We start from the raw sequence: 16,931 nt of genomic DNA on the forward strand, positions 1-16,931 counted from the left end.
AAGTGGCTGTTCGCCACTTTTGCTGGCCAAGAGTCAGCGGTCTTTGCCGGTGCCTTCTACTTCTTCCTTCATGCGGGTCAGGCCCATGTGCTTCACATCGGTGCCACGGACCAGATAGATCACCAGCTCGGCGATATTGCGCGCGTGATCACCGATACGCTCCAACGAACGCAGGGCCCAGATGATGTTGAGCACCCGCGAGATCGAGCGCGGGTCTTCCATCATGTAGGTGACCAGCTCGCGCAGGGCGGTCTTGTATTCGCGGTCGACGGTCTTGTCGTACTGCGCCACCGACAGGGCCAGGTCGGCATCGAAACGGGCGAAGGCGTCCAGCGCCTCCTGCACCATCCGGCGTACCTGATCGCCGATATGCCGCACTTCCACGTAACCGCGTGGCGCTTCGCCTTCCTCGCACAGGAGGATGGCGCGCTTGGCAATCTTGGTCGCTTCGTCGCCGATGCGCTCGAGGTCGATCACCGATTTGGAGATGCTGATGATCAGGCGCAGGTCGCCCGCAGCTGGCTGGCGACGGGCAAGGATGCGCACGCACTCCTCATCGATGTTGCGCTCCATCTGGTTGATCTGGCCATCGATCTCACGCACTTGCTGGGCCAGACCGGAGTCGGCATCGATCAGCGCGGTGACCGCATCGTTGACCTGCTTCTCGACCAGGCCGCCCATGGCCAGGAGGTGGCTGCGTACCTCCTCCAGCTCGGAGTTGAACTGCTGGGAGATGTGCTGGGTGAGGTTGTCTTTGTTGATCATTGATTCGCTCCGCGAAAGCTGCCGGCTTGGGTGGCCGTGGTGCGCACGGCGCACCCTACACGTTGAGTTCAGCACTAAGGCCCTTGGAAAATTCTCTCTGGCGCGAAGGGCGCACGCTGACAGTACGAGTAGTACGGCAAGCGCGCCCGACAAAGCCAGGGAGTATTTGCCATGGCCTTAGCCGTAGCGGCCGGTGATGTAGTCTTCCGTCTGCTTCATCTCTGGGTTGGTGAACAGCCGATCGGTATCACCGAACTCGATCAGTTTGCCCATGTACATGAAGGCGGTGTAATCCGACACCCGCGCCGCCTGCTGCATGTTGTGGGTAACGATGACGATGGTGTACTTGGATTTCAGTTCGTAGATCAGCTCTTCGACCTTGAGGGTGGAGATCGGGTCGAGCGCCGAGCAAGGCTCGTCGAGCAGCAGCACTTCCGGCTGCACCGCCACGGTGCGGGCGATCACCAAGCGCTGCTGCTGGCCGCCAGACAGACCCAGGGCCGACTCGTGAAGACGGTCCTTGACCTCGTCCCACAAGGCCGCGCTTTTCAGGCCCCACTCCACCGCCTCATCGAGCACACGCTTCTGGTTGATGCCCTGGATGCGCAGGCCATACACCACGTTCTCGTAGATGCTCTTGGGGAAGGGGTTGGGCTTTTGGAACACCATGCCGACGCGACGGCGCAGCTCGGCGACATCTTCGCCCTTGCGGTAGATGTTGCGCCCGTCGAGGTTGATTTCACCCTCCACGCGGCAGCCGTCGACCAGATCGTTCATCCGGTTGAAGGTGCGCAACAGGGTCGACTTGCCGCAACCGGACGGGCCGATAAACGCCGTCACGCGCTGCTTGGGGATCTTAAGCTTGACGTCGAACAGCGCCTGCTTGTCGCCGTAGTACAGGTTCAAACCTGGCACCTGAATCGCCACGGTTTCCGCGTCCAGATTCAGGCCCTGCTTTTCCCGGCCGAGGGCCGTGATGTCGATGCCGTGTGTGTGTGCTTGGTGCTGCATGGGATGCTCCCTACGCTAACAATTCGGTATCACGCTGGCTGCCACTATGGCAGCCAACGAAAAGGATTTAGTGATCCAGCGCCTTGTACTTCTCACGCAAGCGGTTACGCATGAACACCGCGGTGAGGTTAAGAATCGCGATCACCAGCACCAGCAGCAGCGCCGTGGCGTAGACCAGCGGTCGCGCTGCCTCGACGTTGGGGCTCTGGAAGCCGACATCGTAGATGTGGAAACCCAGGTGCATGATCTTCTGATCCATGTGCAGGTATGGGTAGTTACCGTCCAGTGGCAGACTCGGCGCCAGCTTGACCACGCCGACCAGCATCAGCGGCGCCACTTCACCGGCGGCACGCGCCACCGCGAGGATCAGGCCGGTCATCATCGCCGGGCTGGCCATTGGCAGCACCACGCGCCAGAGCGTCTCGATCTTGGTCGCACCCAGGGCCAGGGAACCTTCACGCAGCGCTCGCGGAATCCGTGCCAGGCCCTCCTCGGTAGCGACGATCACCACCGGCAGGGCAAGAATCGCCAGGGTCAGCGAAGCCCACAACAGCCCTGGCGTCCCGAAGGTCGGCGCCGGCGCTGATTCGGGGAAAAACAGCCGGTCGATCGAGCCACCCAACACATAAACGAAGAAGCCCAGACCGAACACCCCATAAACGATTGCCGGGACACCGGCCAGGTTGTTCACCGCGATGCGGATAGTTTGGGTCAGCGGTCCCTGCTTGGCATACTCGCGCAGATAGATTGCCGCGATCACGCCGAACGGGGTGACGATGACCGCCATGATCAGGGTCATGATCACTGTGCCGAAGATCGCCGGGAAGACGCCGCCTTCGGTGTTGGCCTCGCGCGGATCGTCGCTGACGAACTCCCACAGCTTGGCGCCGTAGAACTGCAGCTTGCCGAGGCTGGACATGGCGTTTGGCTGGTAGGCCCGTACCACCTTGCCCAGGCTCAGTTCGACCTCGCGGCCATCGGCAGTGCGCACCGTGATGCTGTCGCGATTAAAGGCTCCGTAAAGCGCAATCAACTCGGTTTCCAGCACCTTGTACTCGGCATCCCACTGCGCCCGATCCACATCCAGATCGGCCTGGGCCTGCGCATCCAGCTCGCCCTGCAGCTCCAGCTTACGGGTTTGCAGGCGAATGCGCTCGAGCCCGGCATTGATCCGACCGATGTCTTTCTTTTCCAGGCGCACCACTTGCGCATGCAGCTCGTCGACCCGAGCCAGGCGCGCCTGCAGTTCCTCCCAGGCACCATCGCCCTCGGCGACCAGCTGGCCACTTTCCTTGACGTTGACCAGATAGCCATAGAGGTTGCCCCACTCACGACGCTCGAAGGCGCTGAGGGTTGGCGGGGTGCGCTGGTTGCTCAACCATTCGCCCACGACCCAGGTGAAGTCGGCGCCGTAGAGGTCGCGGTTACCCACCTTGAACAGCTCGCGGGTCATGAACTCACCACCCTCGGCCGCCACCGGCAGACCCGATGCGGCCAGACGTGCACGCGGGATCTCTTCGAGCTGAGTGATCTCGCCGGCCATCACCTTGGCTTCCTGGCCAGGCACCTGATAATCGGCTTCGATGAGGTCAGCCGGCCAGAAATGGGCGAGGCCACGGGTGGCGATCACGGCGAGCAGACCCAGGGTCATGATCACAGCGATAGACACCGCGCCGGCGTTCATCCAGATCCACGGCGAACCGCTTTTAACCCAGGCTTTTACGGAGTTGTTTTTCACGGACATATACCTTCCAGAGCCTTAGAGCGACGCGTACTTGACGCGCAGACGCTGGCGCACCAACTCCGCGAGCGTGTTCATGACGAAGGTGAAGCTCAGCAGCACCAGCGCCGAGAGGAACAGCACCCGGTAATGCGTACCGCCCACCGCCGATTCGGGCATTTCCACCGCCACGTTGGCGGCCAGGGTGCGCAGGCCCTCGAAGATGTTCATGTCCATGATTGCAGTGTTACCGGTGGCCATCAGTACGATCATGGTCTCACCGACCGCACGGCCCATGCCGATCATCACGGCAGAGAAAATACCGGGGCTGGCGGTGAGGATGACCACCCGGGTCAGGGTCTGCCAGGGCGTCGCCCCCAGCGCCAGCGAACCGAAGGTCAGACTCTTGGGCACGCTGAACACGGCATCTTCGGCAATCGAGTAGATGTTCGGAATCACCGCGAAGCCCATGGCCAGGCCGACCACCAGAGCGTTGCGCTGGTCGAACGGAATACCCAGATCATTGCTCAACCAGGCGCGCATGTTGCCATCGAACAGCCAGACTTCCATCTGACCACTCATGCCCAGCGAGAGAACGCCGACCAGCAGAATCACCGGGATCAGCAACGCGGCTTCCCAGCCGTCCGGCACCGCCAGGCGGATCGACTCGGGCAGGCGACTCCAGGCAAACCCGGCCAGGAGGATGCCGATCGGGGTAAAGATCAGCAGGCTGAAGATGCCTGGTAGATGCCCCTCGACATAGGGCGCGAGGAACAGGCCAGCAAAGAAGCCGAGGATCACCGTCGGCAGCGCTTCCATCAACTCGATCACCGGCTTGATCTTGCCGCGCATCGACGGCGCCATGAAGTAGGCGGTATAGATAGCCGCGGCAATCGCCAGCGGCGCCGCCAGCAACATCGCATAGAACGCGGCTTTCAGGGTGCCGAACGCCAGTGGCGCGAGGCTCAGCTTGGGTTCGTTGTCGGTGCTGGCAGAAGTCGACTGCCAGACGTAATCCGCCTGGTCGTAGTTTTCATACCAGACCTTGCCCCACAGCGAACTCCAGGAGACTTCCGGGTGCGGATTGTCGATGAACAGGCGCTGCAATTGTCCTTGCGACTCGACCACTATGCGGTTGGCGCGCGGCGACAAACCGGCCAGGGCCGCACCATCGGCCACCGGCTCGACCAGCAGGGTGCGGTGCGCGGTGCTGTGGAAGATACCCAGGTTGCCTTCGGCATCCAGGGCAATGAAGCCCTTGCGCCGCTCTTCCGGGAGAATCTGGGTGATGGCGCTGTCGCCCATCTGGAAGCGGCGAATGGACTTCAGGTACTGCTTGCCGTCCTCGTCGCGGACCATGAACCACTGCTGGATGGCGCCCTTGGTGTCGCCGATCATCAGCGAGATACCACCGAGCAACGCTGTTGCATTGCTGACGGCAGTGGTGCCGTCGCTGAGCAGCTTGTAGCGGCCATTCAGCGCCTTGGTACGCAGACTGAAGACATCCGCCGTGGCGCGACCGTTGATCACATACAGCCACTGATGACGCGGATCGACGATCAAGGCCTTGATCGGCTCGGAGATCTGCGGCAACGCGATGCGGTCCTCACTGAGGCTCACCTCGCCAGTCATCATGTTTTCTTCACGACCGAGGCTGAGCACCTGCAGTTCGGCACCGGTAGAACCGGTCAGCAGCAGCGTGCCGCCGTTCAGGCTGACGCCTACATGATCCAGCGGGCGACCTTGCTCATCCAGGGTGATCGCGGCTTCACCAAAGGGGTAGCTGATCCGCGGCGTAATGGTTTTCACGTCGTTCGGGTAACTGACCGGGTAGGCATGCTCGAACACCAGCACCTGGCCATTGGACAGACCCAAGGCCACCCGATTGCTGCCCGGCTGATCCTGAGCTACCGAGACGATCTGGCTAGCGGCCGGCAATGGCAGGTCAACGGCGCTCAGCTCGGCCATGTTCTTGGCATCGAAGAACTGCACCTGACCGCGCTCATTGAGGCGCATGGCCACCCGGTTCTGCTCTTCCACCGCCATCAACAATGGCTGGCCAGCTTGCGCCAACCAGGCAGGCTGCACCGGCTCTCGGGTATCGAGATCAGCACCCTGGAACATCGGCAAGACGATGTAGGCCAGGTAGAAGAAGATCAGGGTAATGGTTCCAAGCACCGCCAAGCCGCCGATGGACACACACCAGCGAGCCAGGTGATCCTTCAGCGCACGGATACGCCGCTTGCGGAGCAAGGCCGGCGTGTTGAAATCCAGTCTTAGGGCTTTGGGCGAGTCGGTCACGGTTTCACGAGCCAGGTCATTCATAGTAAGAGCATCTCTGCGCGGCCATGAGCGCGCCGTAATTTCATTCGTGGCACAGACTGAATAATGTAGCCAGCTTATGTGACAGAAAAGTTACAGCATACTGACAAAGCGACGCCCGCCTCTCTATTCGAGAGGCGGGCGTCGCTACAAAGTTGGCGTCCCTGCCAGTAGAGCCAGGTGCTTACAGACCCAGATCCTTCATGGTTTTCTCAACCACTTTGCTCGGCAGCGGGATGTAGCCGTCCTTGACCACGACTTCCTGACCCTGCTTGGACAGCACCAGCTTGACGAACTCGGTGTCCAGCGGGCTCAGGGCCTTGTTCGGCGCCTTGTTGACATACACGTAGAAGAAGCGCGCCAGCGGGAACTTGCCAGCCAGGGCATTTTCTTCGTTGGCTTCAAAGGCTTCGCCACCCTTCTTGGACAGCGGCACAGCCCGAACGCTGGAAGTCTTGTAGCCAATACCCGAATAACCGATGGCATTCAGGGTGCTGGAGATCGACTGCACCACGGAGGCCGAACCCGGCTGCTCGTTGACGTTAGCCTTGAAGTCGCCTTTGCACAGCGCTTCTTCCTTGAAGTAGCCATAAGTGCCGGATACCGAGTTACGACCGAACAGTTGCAGCGGCTTGGTCGCCCACTCGCCGGTCAGGCCCACGTCACCCCAGGTCTTGATGTCGCTGGCGCCACCGCACAGGCGGGTGCTGGAGAAGATCGCATCAACCTGCTCGATCGACAGGCTCTTGATCGGGTTGTCCTTGTGCACGAATACCGCCAGGGCATCAATGGCAACCGGAATGGCGGTCGGCTTGTAGCCATACTTCTGTTCGAAGGCCTGGACTTCGCTGTCCTTCATGGTCCGGCTCATCGGCCCCATGTTGGCTGTGCCTTCAGTCATCGCGGGCGGCGCGGTGGAGGAACCGGCGGCCTGAATCTGGATATTGACGTTCGGGTAGCTCTTTTTGAACTCTTCCGCCCACAAGGTCATCAGGTTGGCCAGCGAGTCGGAACCGACGCTCGACAGGTTACCCGACACGCCAGAAGTTTTTTCATAGGTCGGCAAAGCCGGGTCGACACCGGCAACCGCAGTGGCGGCGGCGACGCCAGCGGCGACGAAAGTCATGGCTGTCATCAATCGCTTAAGTTTCATGCCTTGCTCCTAACAGAATTTAGTGTTGGATTGAACGAGCCCAAGTATCTGCAGCTCCTGTGACCAATCTATGAAATCAATGTGACAGTTAGATGAATGCCGGGGGACTTTACTGCCAGCGCCCTGCCGATCCTTGCCTAGCAAGCGGCAAAGTGCCATGTTCGCTCAGCGACCACTCAGTCGGTATACTCATCAAACCCGCATTCTTGTGGGCGCGCAGGCCGCTGCATGTAGTGGCTTCGCCCCTGTAACAACAACCGCGCCGCGAGCCATACTCGAGATGAACGACAACTTCGAACAGGATGACCCGATTCCCCAAGGCGATCTGGCATTGCAGATCACCGCGCTACCACGCGAAACCAACGGTTTCGGCGACATCTATGGTGGCTGGCTGGTATCGCAAATGGACTTGGCCGGCACGGCTATGGCCAGCAAGGTCGCCGGGGGGCGCGTGGCAACGGTGGCAATCGATCGTATGGCCTTCCTGGTGCCGGTCGCTGTTGGTGCGCAACTGTCCTTCTACACCCAGGCGCTCGAGATAGGCCGCAGTTCGATCCAGATGCTGGTCGAAGTGTGGAGCGACGACCCGCTGTCCAGCGAATGGCGCAAGGTCACCGAAGCGGTATTCGTCTTCGTCGCCATCGACGGCAGCGGCCGCACCCGCCCGGTACCAGCGCGCCGCTGAGGCTACCCGGGTAGCCCTTGTATTGCCTGGCCGCTCGCAATACGGCGAACGGGTACCCCTGCCCGCACGAAAAGCGGGCCTAAACCTGCCAGAGAACACCCATTAGTTGCGCCATCAGGTTGCGCCTGCTCAAACCTGTAACCCGGTGAATTCCAGCCGGCTGTTGACCTCCCTCGATAACTCCCAAGTACGCCCTTGGTTAGGTGCAGGGGTAGAGAGATAAACGGTCCATGACTGGCCAAGGAAAGACTGAAAAGACTGTCTTTAATACGCCTGAGCCCATATCAGGTCGATCCATCGCACTTCATTGCTACAGGGAGTCAGCCACCGCGACTGATTCCGCCCAAAGAAACAACATGCACTCCAAGCCAGGGCCTGAAGATCGCTTAAGCCTCAACTACTACATGAACAAGTTGATCACAAAGAAAAACCAAGGCTTGAACTTTGGGGAGTATCTGTTCGGATCGTCCCTAACAGAACACCTCGTGCTGGATGGATTGCAATAAAGGCACCGGATCAGCAGTGATTCTCAGTGACTACCGCCGACGCTTCATTGCGAACGGTGCGGGAGGAGAACATAGCGGGTGTACTGCAATTGTTTGGCGCGCGGAGCCGGAATATCGCCGTAGCGTGATCCCTGGCCGCTTACGCTGGCACGGCTGCTAATGCTCATCGGGATGCTTGTGAGTGGACGCTGGCCGCTACCGCCGCGGGGATCACTGGCGGCCCCTGCCGAACGGATGAATGCTTTGCCGCCAACCGGCCTCCACGCGCCACACACGCTTGGAGGCCGGCATTTTCTGGCTAGAAATCAGCCGCGGATGTTGTAGATGTCTTTTTCGGCGTTTTCGGCATAGTCGTAGAGACGCTGCAGATAGGCTTTTTGCTGCGCCCATACCTTGGTCGCCGCCGGATCGGCTGCGGCCGAGGCGTCGACCACTTCAGCGGCCATTATTTTCAGTTTGGCCAGCACCTCGTCCGGCAGGCGGCGCACTTCAACACCCTCGCCCTTGAGTTGCTCCATGGCTTCCATGTTGCGCGCGTCATAGTCGTCGAGCATGTCAGCATTCACTTCGCGCGCGGCAGAACGAACGATGGCCTGCAGATCGGCCGGCAGGGTTTCCCAGGCCTTGATGTTGATGTCCAGCTCGAACAATACGCTCGGCTCCTGCCAGCCCGGGGTGTAGTAGTACTTGGCAGCCTTGTGCAGGCCCAGCGCCTGGTCATTGTACGGGCCGATCCACTCAGTGGCGTCGATGGCGCCGGTCTGCATGGCGGTGAAGATCTCGCCGGCCGGCATATTGACCACGGTACCACCCATCTTGGTCAGCACTTCACCGCCCAGCCCAGGTGTGCGCATTTTCAGGCCCACGAAGTCATCAACCGAGTTGATTTCCTTGTTGAACCAGCCGGCGGTCTGCACGCCAGTGTTGCCACAAGCCATCGGCAGCACGCCGAAGGGCTTGTAGACCTCTTCCCACAGTTCCATGCCGCCACCCTTGTGCAGCCAGGCATTCATTTCCTGGGCATTGGGGCCAAATGGCAGGGCGCAGAAGAATTGTGCGGCCGGCACCTTGCCTTTCCAGTAGTAAGGCGCGCCATGGCCCATCTCGGCGGTGCCGCGGGAGACTGCATCGAATACTTCCAGTGCCGGAACCAGTTCGCCCGCAGCATAAAGTTTGATTTTCAGGCGGCCTTTGCTCATCTCATCGACCAGCGTGGTAAACCGTTCCGCGCCGACACCAACGCCAGGAAAATTCTTCGGCCAGGAAGTAACCATCTTCCAGCTGAAAGTCTCACTACTCGCACCTTCTTGGGGCTTGGCGGCAGTTTCAGTCTCTTTATTGCAACCCGCCAATGCGGTGGCAGCAAGACCTACACCTGCAGCTGCGAGAATTTGACGACGCTTCATGTAATAACTCCTTGTTGTTGTATTAATGGTCTGAGCGCTGGGATCGCCAGTATTCAGCTATATGTTGAGTATCACAGCTATCGGCACCTCTCAAGCTTAGTAACTACGTACGTAGTACTGCAGGTTGCTACGCTCTTACCCACCCGCCTAGAATTGTCGGGTTTCCTGGCCATAATAATAAGGATCTGCCATGTCGAATCATCCCCCTCCCCTGCTCGGCTTAGCGCGCCTCCTCGACGCATTTAATGCCCGCCTGGGTAAGGCCTGCGCCTGGCTCACCCTGTTTCTGGTTATCGGCACCGCGACTGTAGTGGTGTTGCGCTACGGCTTTGGCATTGGCGCCACGGCGTTGCAGGAAGCCGTACTCTACGGCCACGCGCTGGTATTCATGGGTGCCGCGGCCTGGGTGTTGCAGCGCAATGGTCATGTCCGCGTGGATATTTTCTACCAGAAATTCAGCTACCGCCGTCAGGCCTTGGTGGAAATTTTCGGCACCCTGCTGTTTCTTCTCCCCGTATGCCTGTTCCTTGGCTGGAGCAGCTGGGATTACGTGGGCAACTCCTGGAAAACCCTGGAGGCTTCGAGCGAGTCGGGCGGCCTGAAGTTCGTTTATCTACAGAAGAGCATCATCCTGGTGCTGGTATTCAGCCTGGCGCTGCAAGGAATCTCCAACTTGATCAAATCCGCCTACATCCTCAGCGGTCACCTGCCTGCGCCGGAGGTGAAGCATGGTTGAGTTAATGGCGATTCTGCTGTTTATCAGCATCTGCGCGGCCTTGATGGCTGGCTACCCGGTGGCCTTCACCCTCGGCGGCGTGTCCCTGCTGTTTGCCGGCATCGGCATGCTCACCGGCACCTTCGATGGCGGTTACCTGAACGCTCTGCCCAACCGCCTGTTTGGCATCATGAACAACCAGACCATGCTGGCAGTGCCACTGTTTGTCTTCATGGGGGTAATGCTGGAGAAGTCGCGGGTAGCCGAAGACCTGCTTGAGTCCATGTCGCGGTTGTTCGGCACCCTGCGCGGCGGTCTGGCAATTTCCGTGTGTGTGGTCGGCGCATTGCTCGCCGCCAGCACCGGCATCGTCGGCGCCACCGTGGTAACCATGGGCCTGTTGGCCCTGCCAACCATGCTGCGACGTGGTTACGACCCGGCCGTGGCCACCGGCACCCTGGCAGCCACCGGCACCCTGGGGCAGATCATTCCGCCATCGATCGTGCTGGTACTGCTGGGTGACGTAATGTCCAGTGCCTATCAGCAGGCGCAGCTGAAGCTGGGCATCTTCTCGCCCAAGACCGTCTCGGTCGGCGATCTGTTCGTTGGCGCACTGCTGCCCGGCCTGCTGCTGGTCAGCCTGTACATCCTCTACATCATCGGCGTTGCCATCTTCCAACCGAAGAAGCTGCCGGCGCTGCCCCAGGAAGAACTTGGCCCGATCGAGTGGGGCAAGCTGTTCAATGCTCTGGTGCCGCCATTGTTGCTGATCGGTGCGGTACTCGGCTCGATCCTCGCCGGTTACGCCACCCCAACCGAAGCAGCGGCCCTCGGGGCGCTCGGGGCCATGTTGCTGGCCTTGTATAAACGTCAGCTGAACTTCGGCCAGTTGCGTGAAGTGGCCTATGGCACTACCGAGATCAGCGCCATGGTGTTCCTGATCCTGATAGGCGCCTCGCTGTTCTCCCTGGTGTTCCGCGGCTTCGGCGGCGAAGTCATGATCGAGGATATCTTCGCGCAATTGCCAGGCGGCGTACTCAGCGCCTTCTTCCTGGTGATGGTGGTGATCTTCCTGCTCGGCTTTATCCTCGACTTCATCGAGATCACCTTCGTCGTGGTGCCGATTGTCGGCCCGGTATTGCTGGCCATGGGCCTTGATCCGGTCTGGCTTGGCGTGATGATCGCGTTGAACCTGCAGACCTCCTTCCTCACCCCGCCATTCGGCTTCGCCCTGTTCTACCTGCGCGGCGTGACCCCCAGTTCGGTACCGACCAGCACCATCTACAAGGGCGTGCTGCCCTTCATCCTGATCCAACTGTTCTTGTTGGTGATCGCCTACATCTTCCCCGGCCTGATTACCTGGCTGCCGGAACAGGTGTACGGCAAGTAAGCACCCTGCCCCTCGCGCATTAAAGCGCAGGGGCCACCCCCACGATGTTCACGGTGCCTTGGCAACCTCGGCGGGCAGCGCCTTGCCCGCAGTACGCCACATCGGGCGGCGTCACGCGGGCCAACCAATTACCTCGATCAATTTACGAGCTGTAGGGTGTCGCTCACCGCAGGCAGCGCACCATCGATCACCCGCACGACGCAGATCTGCTGCGCTGCGAACGGATCGCCGCCCGGGTCAGCCGCCCAGTGCGGGCGCGATCGCTTCTGGCACAGCGCAGCCTTTATGCCCGCTGCGGTCAGTTGAAGCCAAACCAGAATTTATCGCCGTTGTAACTGAAGACGATGCCGTCACGGGCGATCTGCTGCAGTTTCAACTGCGCGGACAGCTGATCGCCTTCGCGCAACGTGCGGCCACTCACCCGGATAAAACGTGCGGCTGGATCGCTCGAGTAGATATGTGCGCTGAAGGCCATCTCGCGGATCTGCTTCTGCACATCAGCAGGCAAGGTCTTCCAATGGTTGACCCCGCTGAGGACTTCTTCAGGCGGCGCCTCAGCTCTCACCGGCAGCGCTTCGCGGACAACCGGCGGCACTGCGCGCGCTGGCGCTGGAGGCGCTGCAACACCGAGGCTGACCGGCATGTCGAGCACGACACGCGGACTCTCGCGCATGCCAGGAGCGACTGCCGACGCGCCTTCAGTGCTGGCTGCAGCCTCATCATCGAGACGAATTTTCACCCCCGCCATGCCCTGCAGCGCAGGCAAGCCGGGGGCCTGTTCTGTCGGCTGGGGCAGCGCCAGCGGTATGGAGTCCGGCGAGGCTGGTTGCAGAGTGGCCGGTTCGACAGCGGGCGCGCTGGCGGCTGGCGTCTCCTGCACGTTGCTCGGCGCCGCGCCGAACAGCATCCATGCCAGGCTCAGCAGCAGGGCCACCAGAGCGGCCAGGGCCAGCCACTTCCACAGGTGATCGGTCCACTTGCGCGACTGCACCTTGCCGAACTCCGGCTGCGAGTCGATGTGCGGGATCTCACCGCGGTTACGCTGGCTTTCGGAGTGTTTCAGGGCATTGAGGATGTAAGACATGGACTCACTCCCCCTCCGGTTCGGTGACCGTCAGCTGCGGGATGTCCGCGTCGGTCAGACTGCTGAGCTGGATCAGGGTCTGCGGCCCGACCACGGCATCGGTGATCAGTTGATAGTGGTGCTGGAAGGCCAGAACCTGCAGTTGCAACTCCTGATCGTAGTGTTCGCCGCGGGTTGTCGTGGGAGTACGTCCCTGCAGCCAGGCCATCTGCGCATCCAGCCAAGGCACCAGGGCACTGCGCGCCTCGGGACGCAACGGTGCCTGGTAGCCGGGCGGCATGCGCCAGAGCACCAGTTGATGCTGCTGCATCCAGCTACGCAGCTCGGCCAACTCGACCGTACGCACCTCGCCGGCGATATTCAGGCGCGCCAGGCCCGCGCGTGGCTCGACGCCAATCAGGGTGGCATAGAACGATTGTCCGGCAGCATTGAACAGGTTGATCACCGCCGGCAGGTTCAATTTGAGCAGCTCGTCGAGATCGACTGGCTGCAGCAGGCAGCCCAGCTTGTGCAAGCGAGCAAACTGGCAGACCACCGGTGCACCGCTCGGGTTGTACTCGATCCCCCAGAGCTGGAACAACGCCTGATAGGCCAAGGGCTCGGTCGCGCCCAGATCGGTGCCGTCCGGCCATTGCCAGTTGGCCGGGCTGGACGGCGGCTCGCTCGGCGCTGCGGCGACCACAGGTTCCTCGATGAGTAGTTCGCCCGAATCCAGCCCCCGGGGTTCGGGCTCGTGCTGCGGCGCCAGCGGCTCGACAGGTGGCAACAAGGCCTCTGCCGAAGCCTGCACCTCGGCTGGTACTGTCGGCAGCAGGCCAGCCAACAGGCCAGGCCCACCCGGATACCAGAAGACCATCCCCAGCAACAGACCAACCAAGGCCAAGGACAGCAGCGCCAGGCGCCAGCGCGGCGCTGAAACGGCCTGCTGGCCGCGCACTTCACGTGCCGCCCGCCCCAGCACTCCCCAGCCGACCTTGCCGCGGCGCTCGACGAAGGCACCCAGCAAGGCCCGGTCGCAGATGATATTGACCATCCGCGGTACACCACCGGTCAGCCGGTGCAGGCGCCAGAGAGCGGCGCGGGTGAACAACGGCGCATCGCTGCCGCCGACCGCCAGGCGATGACTGACATAGGCGCCCAACTCGGTGCGGGACAGGGCATTGAGATGGTAACGAGCGGTGATTCGCTGATTGAGCTGACGCAGCTCCGGACGGGCCAGCTTATCCAGCAGCTCGGGCTGACCGATCAGGATGATCTGCAACAGCTTCTGGCTGCTGGTTTCCAGGTTGGTCAGCAGGCGGATCTGCTCCAGCACGTCGAGACTAAGATTCTGTGCCTCGTCGATGATCAGTACGGTATTGATGCCCTTGGCATGCACGTCCAGCAGGTGGGCATTGAGCGCATCGATGTATCCCTTGATCTGGCTCCGGCTGTGTTGGTAGGGGATTTTCAGTTCGTCGCAGATAGCTTCCAGCAACTCGGTGATGCTGTATTTCGGGTTGAGGATGAATGCCACCTCTGCCGAGTCGGGCAATTGCTCAAGCAGGCAGCGGCAGACAGTGGTCTTGCCCGTACCGACATCACCGGTCAGCAAGACGAAGCCGCCGTTACAGTTGATGCCATACAACAAACTGGCCAGCGCCTCACGATGCTGCGCGCTCAGGTAGAGGTAGCGCGGGTCGGGCGCAATGGTGAATGGCAGATCTGAGAAGCCGAAATACTTGCTATACATGGTTCATCGAACCTCGCAAAGCTCAGCAAAACTATAGAGTTCCTGACGCCGGTTTCCAGTCCTGATTCGACACCCATCGGTGTAATAGCCGGTCGCCACTCCTTTCGTCGCCTAGCCTGAAAAAACTCCAATAGTGAAACTACGCTTGTATAGCGTAGTAACGGAAAGGAAGAGTAGTAAGGCTAAAGTGTACAAGAGGCTTAACAAATGCCTGCCACCGCCCAACAGTTATTGGATGAACCACGTCGTGCACTGCTTTTTGATCTGTCCAACGACGAACGGTTCTCCTCTAACCTTCACGTAACCGACTGGGTCTTCGACCGCATCACCTCGTCGAGCAACAACTTGGCTTTGCTCAAGCAGCGCCCCTATAGCGTTGGGGTCGCCTTCCTGCCCAGTAGTCTCTCGGAAGATCAGCGCGAACAGGTCGAAACCTTGCTCAACACCGACGAGAATCTTTCCTGGGTCGCCCTGACCAATCCGGCCAATCTTGAGAACCCGGAATTCCGCCAACTGATCTATGAGCACTTCTACGATTATTTTTCCCTGCCGCTCAACGACAGTGCCCATCTGAGGTGCGCCCTCGGCCACCTGCATGGCATGTCCAAACTGCGTCACACGGAAGACCACCTGCTGCAGCCGATCGAAGAGTTTCACATGGTTGGCAGCAGCAAGCAGTTTCTCGGCATCTTCGACCAGATCCGCCGCGTCGCCACGGTCGATGCGCCCGTGCTGATTCGCGGGGAAACCGGGGTGGGCAAGGAAATGATCGCCCGCGCCGTGCACCAGCGTTCGCGCAATCGGGGTGGCCCCTTCGTGGCGGTGAACTGCGGCGCCCTGCCGGAAACCCTGATCCATGCCGAACTCTTCGGCTACGAAAAAGGCGCGTTCACCGGTGCTTACAAGCGCAAGATCGGACGCATCGAAGCCGCGCAGAATGGCACCATCTTTCTCGACGAGATCGGCGACCTGCCGCAGCAGCTACAGGTCTACCTGTTGCGTTTTCTCGAACAGAAGACCATCGAGCGACTCGGCGGCAACCAGAGCCTGACCAGCAACGCACGGGTGATCGCCGCGACCCACGTCAACCTGGAGCAGGCGGTGAGCGAGGGCCGTTTTCGCGAAGACCTCTACTACCGCCTCAACGTGCTCAGCATTGAAGTGCCGCGCCTGGCGCAACGCAACAGCGACATCGAATTGCTGGCCCGCTTCTTCCTGCACAAGTTCGCCAAGGAACAGGGCAGCGTGGTGCGCGGATTCACCCGCCAGGCAGTCGCCGCCATGCAGAGCTACGACTGGCCAGGCAATGTTCGCGAGCTGATCAACCGGATCAGGCGTGCCCTGGTGATGAGCGAGAACCGCATGATCACCCCGCGGGACCTGGGCCTGGCAGAGATAGACACCAGGGTTGAGATCGAACCGCTGGAACAGGTGCGGGCACACGCCGAGGAAGTGGCGGTGCGCAGTTGCCTGAGTCAGTCAATGAACAATGTCTCGCATGCTGCCAAGCTGCTTGGGGTATCCCGTGTCACCCTGTACCGGATGATGGATAAATACGGCATCCGCTGATGCGCTCTGTAACCCAAGCTGAACAATTGGCTTGGGTGGCATTTTATGCCATTAACATAACCAGTTGAATAATAAAGAATAAGTAAACATGGCTGGCTTTTTGCAATCTTCTTCCCATGCAGGGAGGAGCCGCCATGTACGATCATGCTCAACGTGCGACCGACCACCAAGCAACACCGAACAGCCGCAAGGATGAAGACCCGACAGCATCGGACCATGACACTGGCCCGACCGCTTTTCCGGTATTCGCCGACCCGCCCTTCTTTACCTGGCAAACCCTGCACCGCAAGCATGTCGTGTTCCAACAGGTTCATCCCAGTGTCCAGCCGCTGATCCTGCTATGGGACGAAGTCGACGACAGCGAAATGCTGTCCTGAGGCCTGATGGCACTGTGACACAGGCCTCACCAGCCACCTCCCCACCGATAGACGGTCGATTTCGCCCCTCCCCCCCGCGTTACTCCTTCGCTCCCTCTGCTACAGGCCTTTGGCCCTCAATCTGGAAAAGTTCCAGATCGTTTTTTAACCAATTCGCCTTGTCGTTATTACTCAACTGTATAAAAAACGTACAGCCAGCATGCTAGATTTCGCCCCCATTACACATGTACAGAATATGAACACTGCTGATGTGTAGCTGAAACAGGAAATACCCCCGCTGCCTTGGCAGTGAACAGTGAGGTTTTGAAGATCGGCCAGTGAGCGTTACAGCTTGGGTGTGATCGAGGGGCTTTTAACCAGGTAGCTCGCTACCCCGTGTAACACCGATACAGAAAGCTCCTCTCCCGACAAAGGCATAACCAGGGCAACCTGGCGACGCAAAGTTACGGGCCCCAGATGGGGTCGCCGGACTGCCGAAGGAGAAACTCCCTCATGG

13 protein-coding genes and 1 riboswitch are annotated in these 16,931 nt (G+C 60.3%); of the genes, 5 read left to right on the top strand and 8 right to left on the bottom strand.

The annotated features are described in order from the left end of the window. Positions 1–33: 33 nt before the first annotated feature. The 5 genes from phoU to LJY18_RS05465 form a co-directional block, all read right to left on the bottom strand. Positions 34–765 (bottom strand): phosphate signaling complex protein PhoU, encoded by a 732-nt coding sequence (gene phoU / locus LJY18_RS05445; protein WP_238040761.1) that lies wholly within the window; start codon positions 763–765, stop codon positions 34–36. A 177-nt stretch (positions 766–942) separates the two neighbouring features. Continuing rightward, a complete protein-coding gene (pstB, locus tag LJY18_RS05450; protein ID WP_238040762.1) occupies positions 943–1,776 on the bottom strand; it encodes a phosphate ABC transporter ATP-binding protein PstB in 834 nt (277 codons plus the stop codon). Between the two features lie 67 nt (positions 1,777–1,843). Further along, positions 1,844–3,520 (bottom strand): phosphate ABC transporter permease PstA, encoded by a 1,677-nt coding sequence (gene pstA / locus LJY18_RS05455; protein WP_238040763.1) that lies wholly within the window; start codon positions 3,518–3,520, stop codon positions 1,844–1,846. Between the two features lie 15 nt (positions 3,521–3,535). After that, a complete protein-coding gene (locus LJY18_RS05460; RefSeq protein ID WP_238040764.1) occupies positions 3,536–5,821 on the bottom strand; it encodes an ABC transporter permease subunit in 2,286 nt (761 codons plus the stop codon). A 181-nt stretch (positions 5,822–6,002) separates the two neighbouring features. Then, positions 6,003–6,971, bottom strand: a complete 969-nt coding sequence (locus LJY18_RS05465; RefSeq protein ID WP_238040765.1) for a PstS family phosphate ABC transporter substrate-binding protein — start codon at positions 6,969–6,971, stop codon at positions 6,003–6,005. Between the two features lie 280 nt (positions 6,972–7,251). On the opposite strand from LJY18_RS05465, the gene LJY18_RS05470 reads away from it, so the two are divergent. Next, positions 7,252–7,656: an acyl-CoA thioesterase gene (locus LJY18_RS05470; protein WP_269137669.1), complete on the top strand. Its 405-nt coding sequence runs from the start codon at positions 7,252–7,254 to the stop codon at positions 7,654–7,656. A gap of 811 nt (positions 7,657–8,467) precedes the next feature. On the opposite strand, the gene LJY18_RS05475 is transcribed toward LJY18_RS05470, so the two are convergent. Further along, the gene (locus LJY18_RS05475; protein WP_238040766.1) at positions 8,468–9,568 is read right to left on the bottom strand and encodes a TRAP transporter substrate-binding protein; all 1,101 of its coding nucleotides are present in this window, start codon (positions 9,566–9,568) and stop codon (positions 8,468–8,470) included. Positions 9,569–9,758: 190 nt separating this feature from the next. On the opposite strand from LJY18_RS05475, the gene LJY18_RS05480 reads away from it, so the two are divergent. After that, complete coding sequence (locus LJY18_RS05480; protein WP_238040767.1) at positions 9,759–10,304, top strand: TRAP transporter small permease subunit; 546 nt, start codon at positions 9,759–9,761, stop codon at positions 10,302–10,304. After that, the gene (locus tag LJY18_RS05485; RefSeq protein WP_238040768.1) at positions 10,297–11,673 is read left to right on the top strand and encodes a TRAP transporter large permease; all 1,377 of its coding nucleotides are present in this window, start codon (positions 10,297–10,299) and stop codon (positions 11,671–11,673) included. The genes LJY18_RS05480 and LJY18_RS05485 overlap by 8 nt, the downstream gene beginning before the upstream one ends. Positions 11,674–11,971: 298 nt before the next feature. Here LJY18_RS05485 and LJY18_RS05490 read toward each other — a convergent pair whose 3' ends face one another. Continuing rightward, positions 11,972–12,757: a general secretion pathway protein GspB gene (locus LJY18_RS05490; protein ID WP_238040769.1), complete on the bottom strand. Its 786-nt coding sequence runs from the start codon at positions 12,755–12,757 to the stop codon at positions 11,972–11,974. A 4-nt stretch (positions 12,758–12,761) separates the two neighbouring features. Continuing rightward, complete coding sequence (locus LJY18_RS05495) at positions 12,762–14,489, bottom strand: AAA family ATPase (RefSeq protein ID WP_238040770.1); 1,728 nt, start codon at positions 14,487–14,489, stop codon at positions 12,762–12,764. Positions 14,490–14,696: 207 nt separating this feature from the next. Here LJY18_RS05495 and LJY18_RS05500 point away from each other — a divergent pair, with 207 nt between their 5' ends. Next, positions 14,697–16,058, top strand: a complete 1,362-nt coding sequence (locus tag LJY18_RS05500) for a sigma-54 dependent transcriptional regulator (RefSeq protein WP_238040771.1) — start codon at positions 14,697–14,699, stop codon at positions 16,056–16,058. A 134-nt stretch (positions 16,059–16,192) separates the two neighbouring features. Beyond that, positions 16,193–16,435 (top strand): hypothetical protein, encoded by a 243-nt coding sequence (locus LJY18_RS05505; protein WP_238040772.1) that lies wholly within the window; start codon positions 16,193–16,195, stop codon positions 16,433–16,435. A 402-nt stretch (positions 16,436–16,837) separates the two neighbouring features. Next, positions 16,838–16,913: riboswitch (cyclic di-GMP riboswitch) on the top strand. Positions 16,914–16,931: the final 18 nt, after the last annotated feature.

This window comes from Pseudomonas sp. MMS21 TM103, assembly GCF_022132145.1.
Lineage (GTDB): Bacteria > Pseudomonadota > Gammaproteobacteria > Pseudomonadales > Pseudomonadaceae > Aquipseudomonas.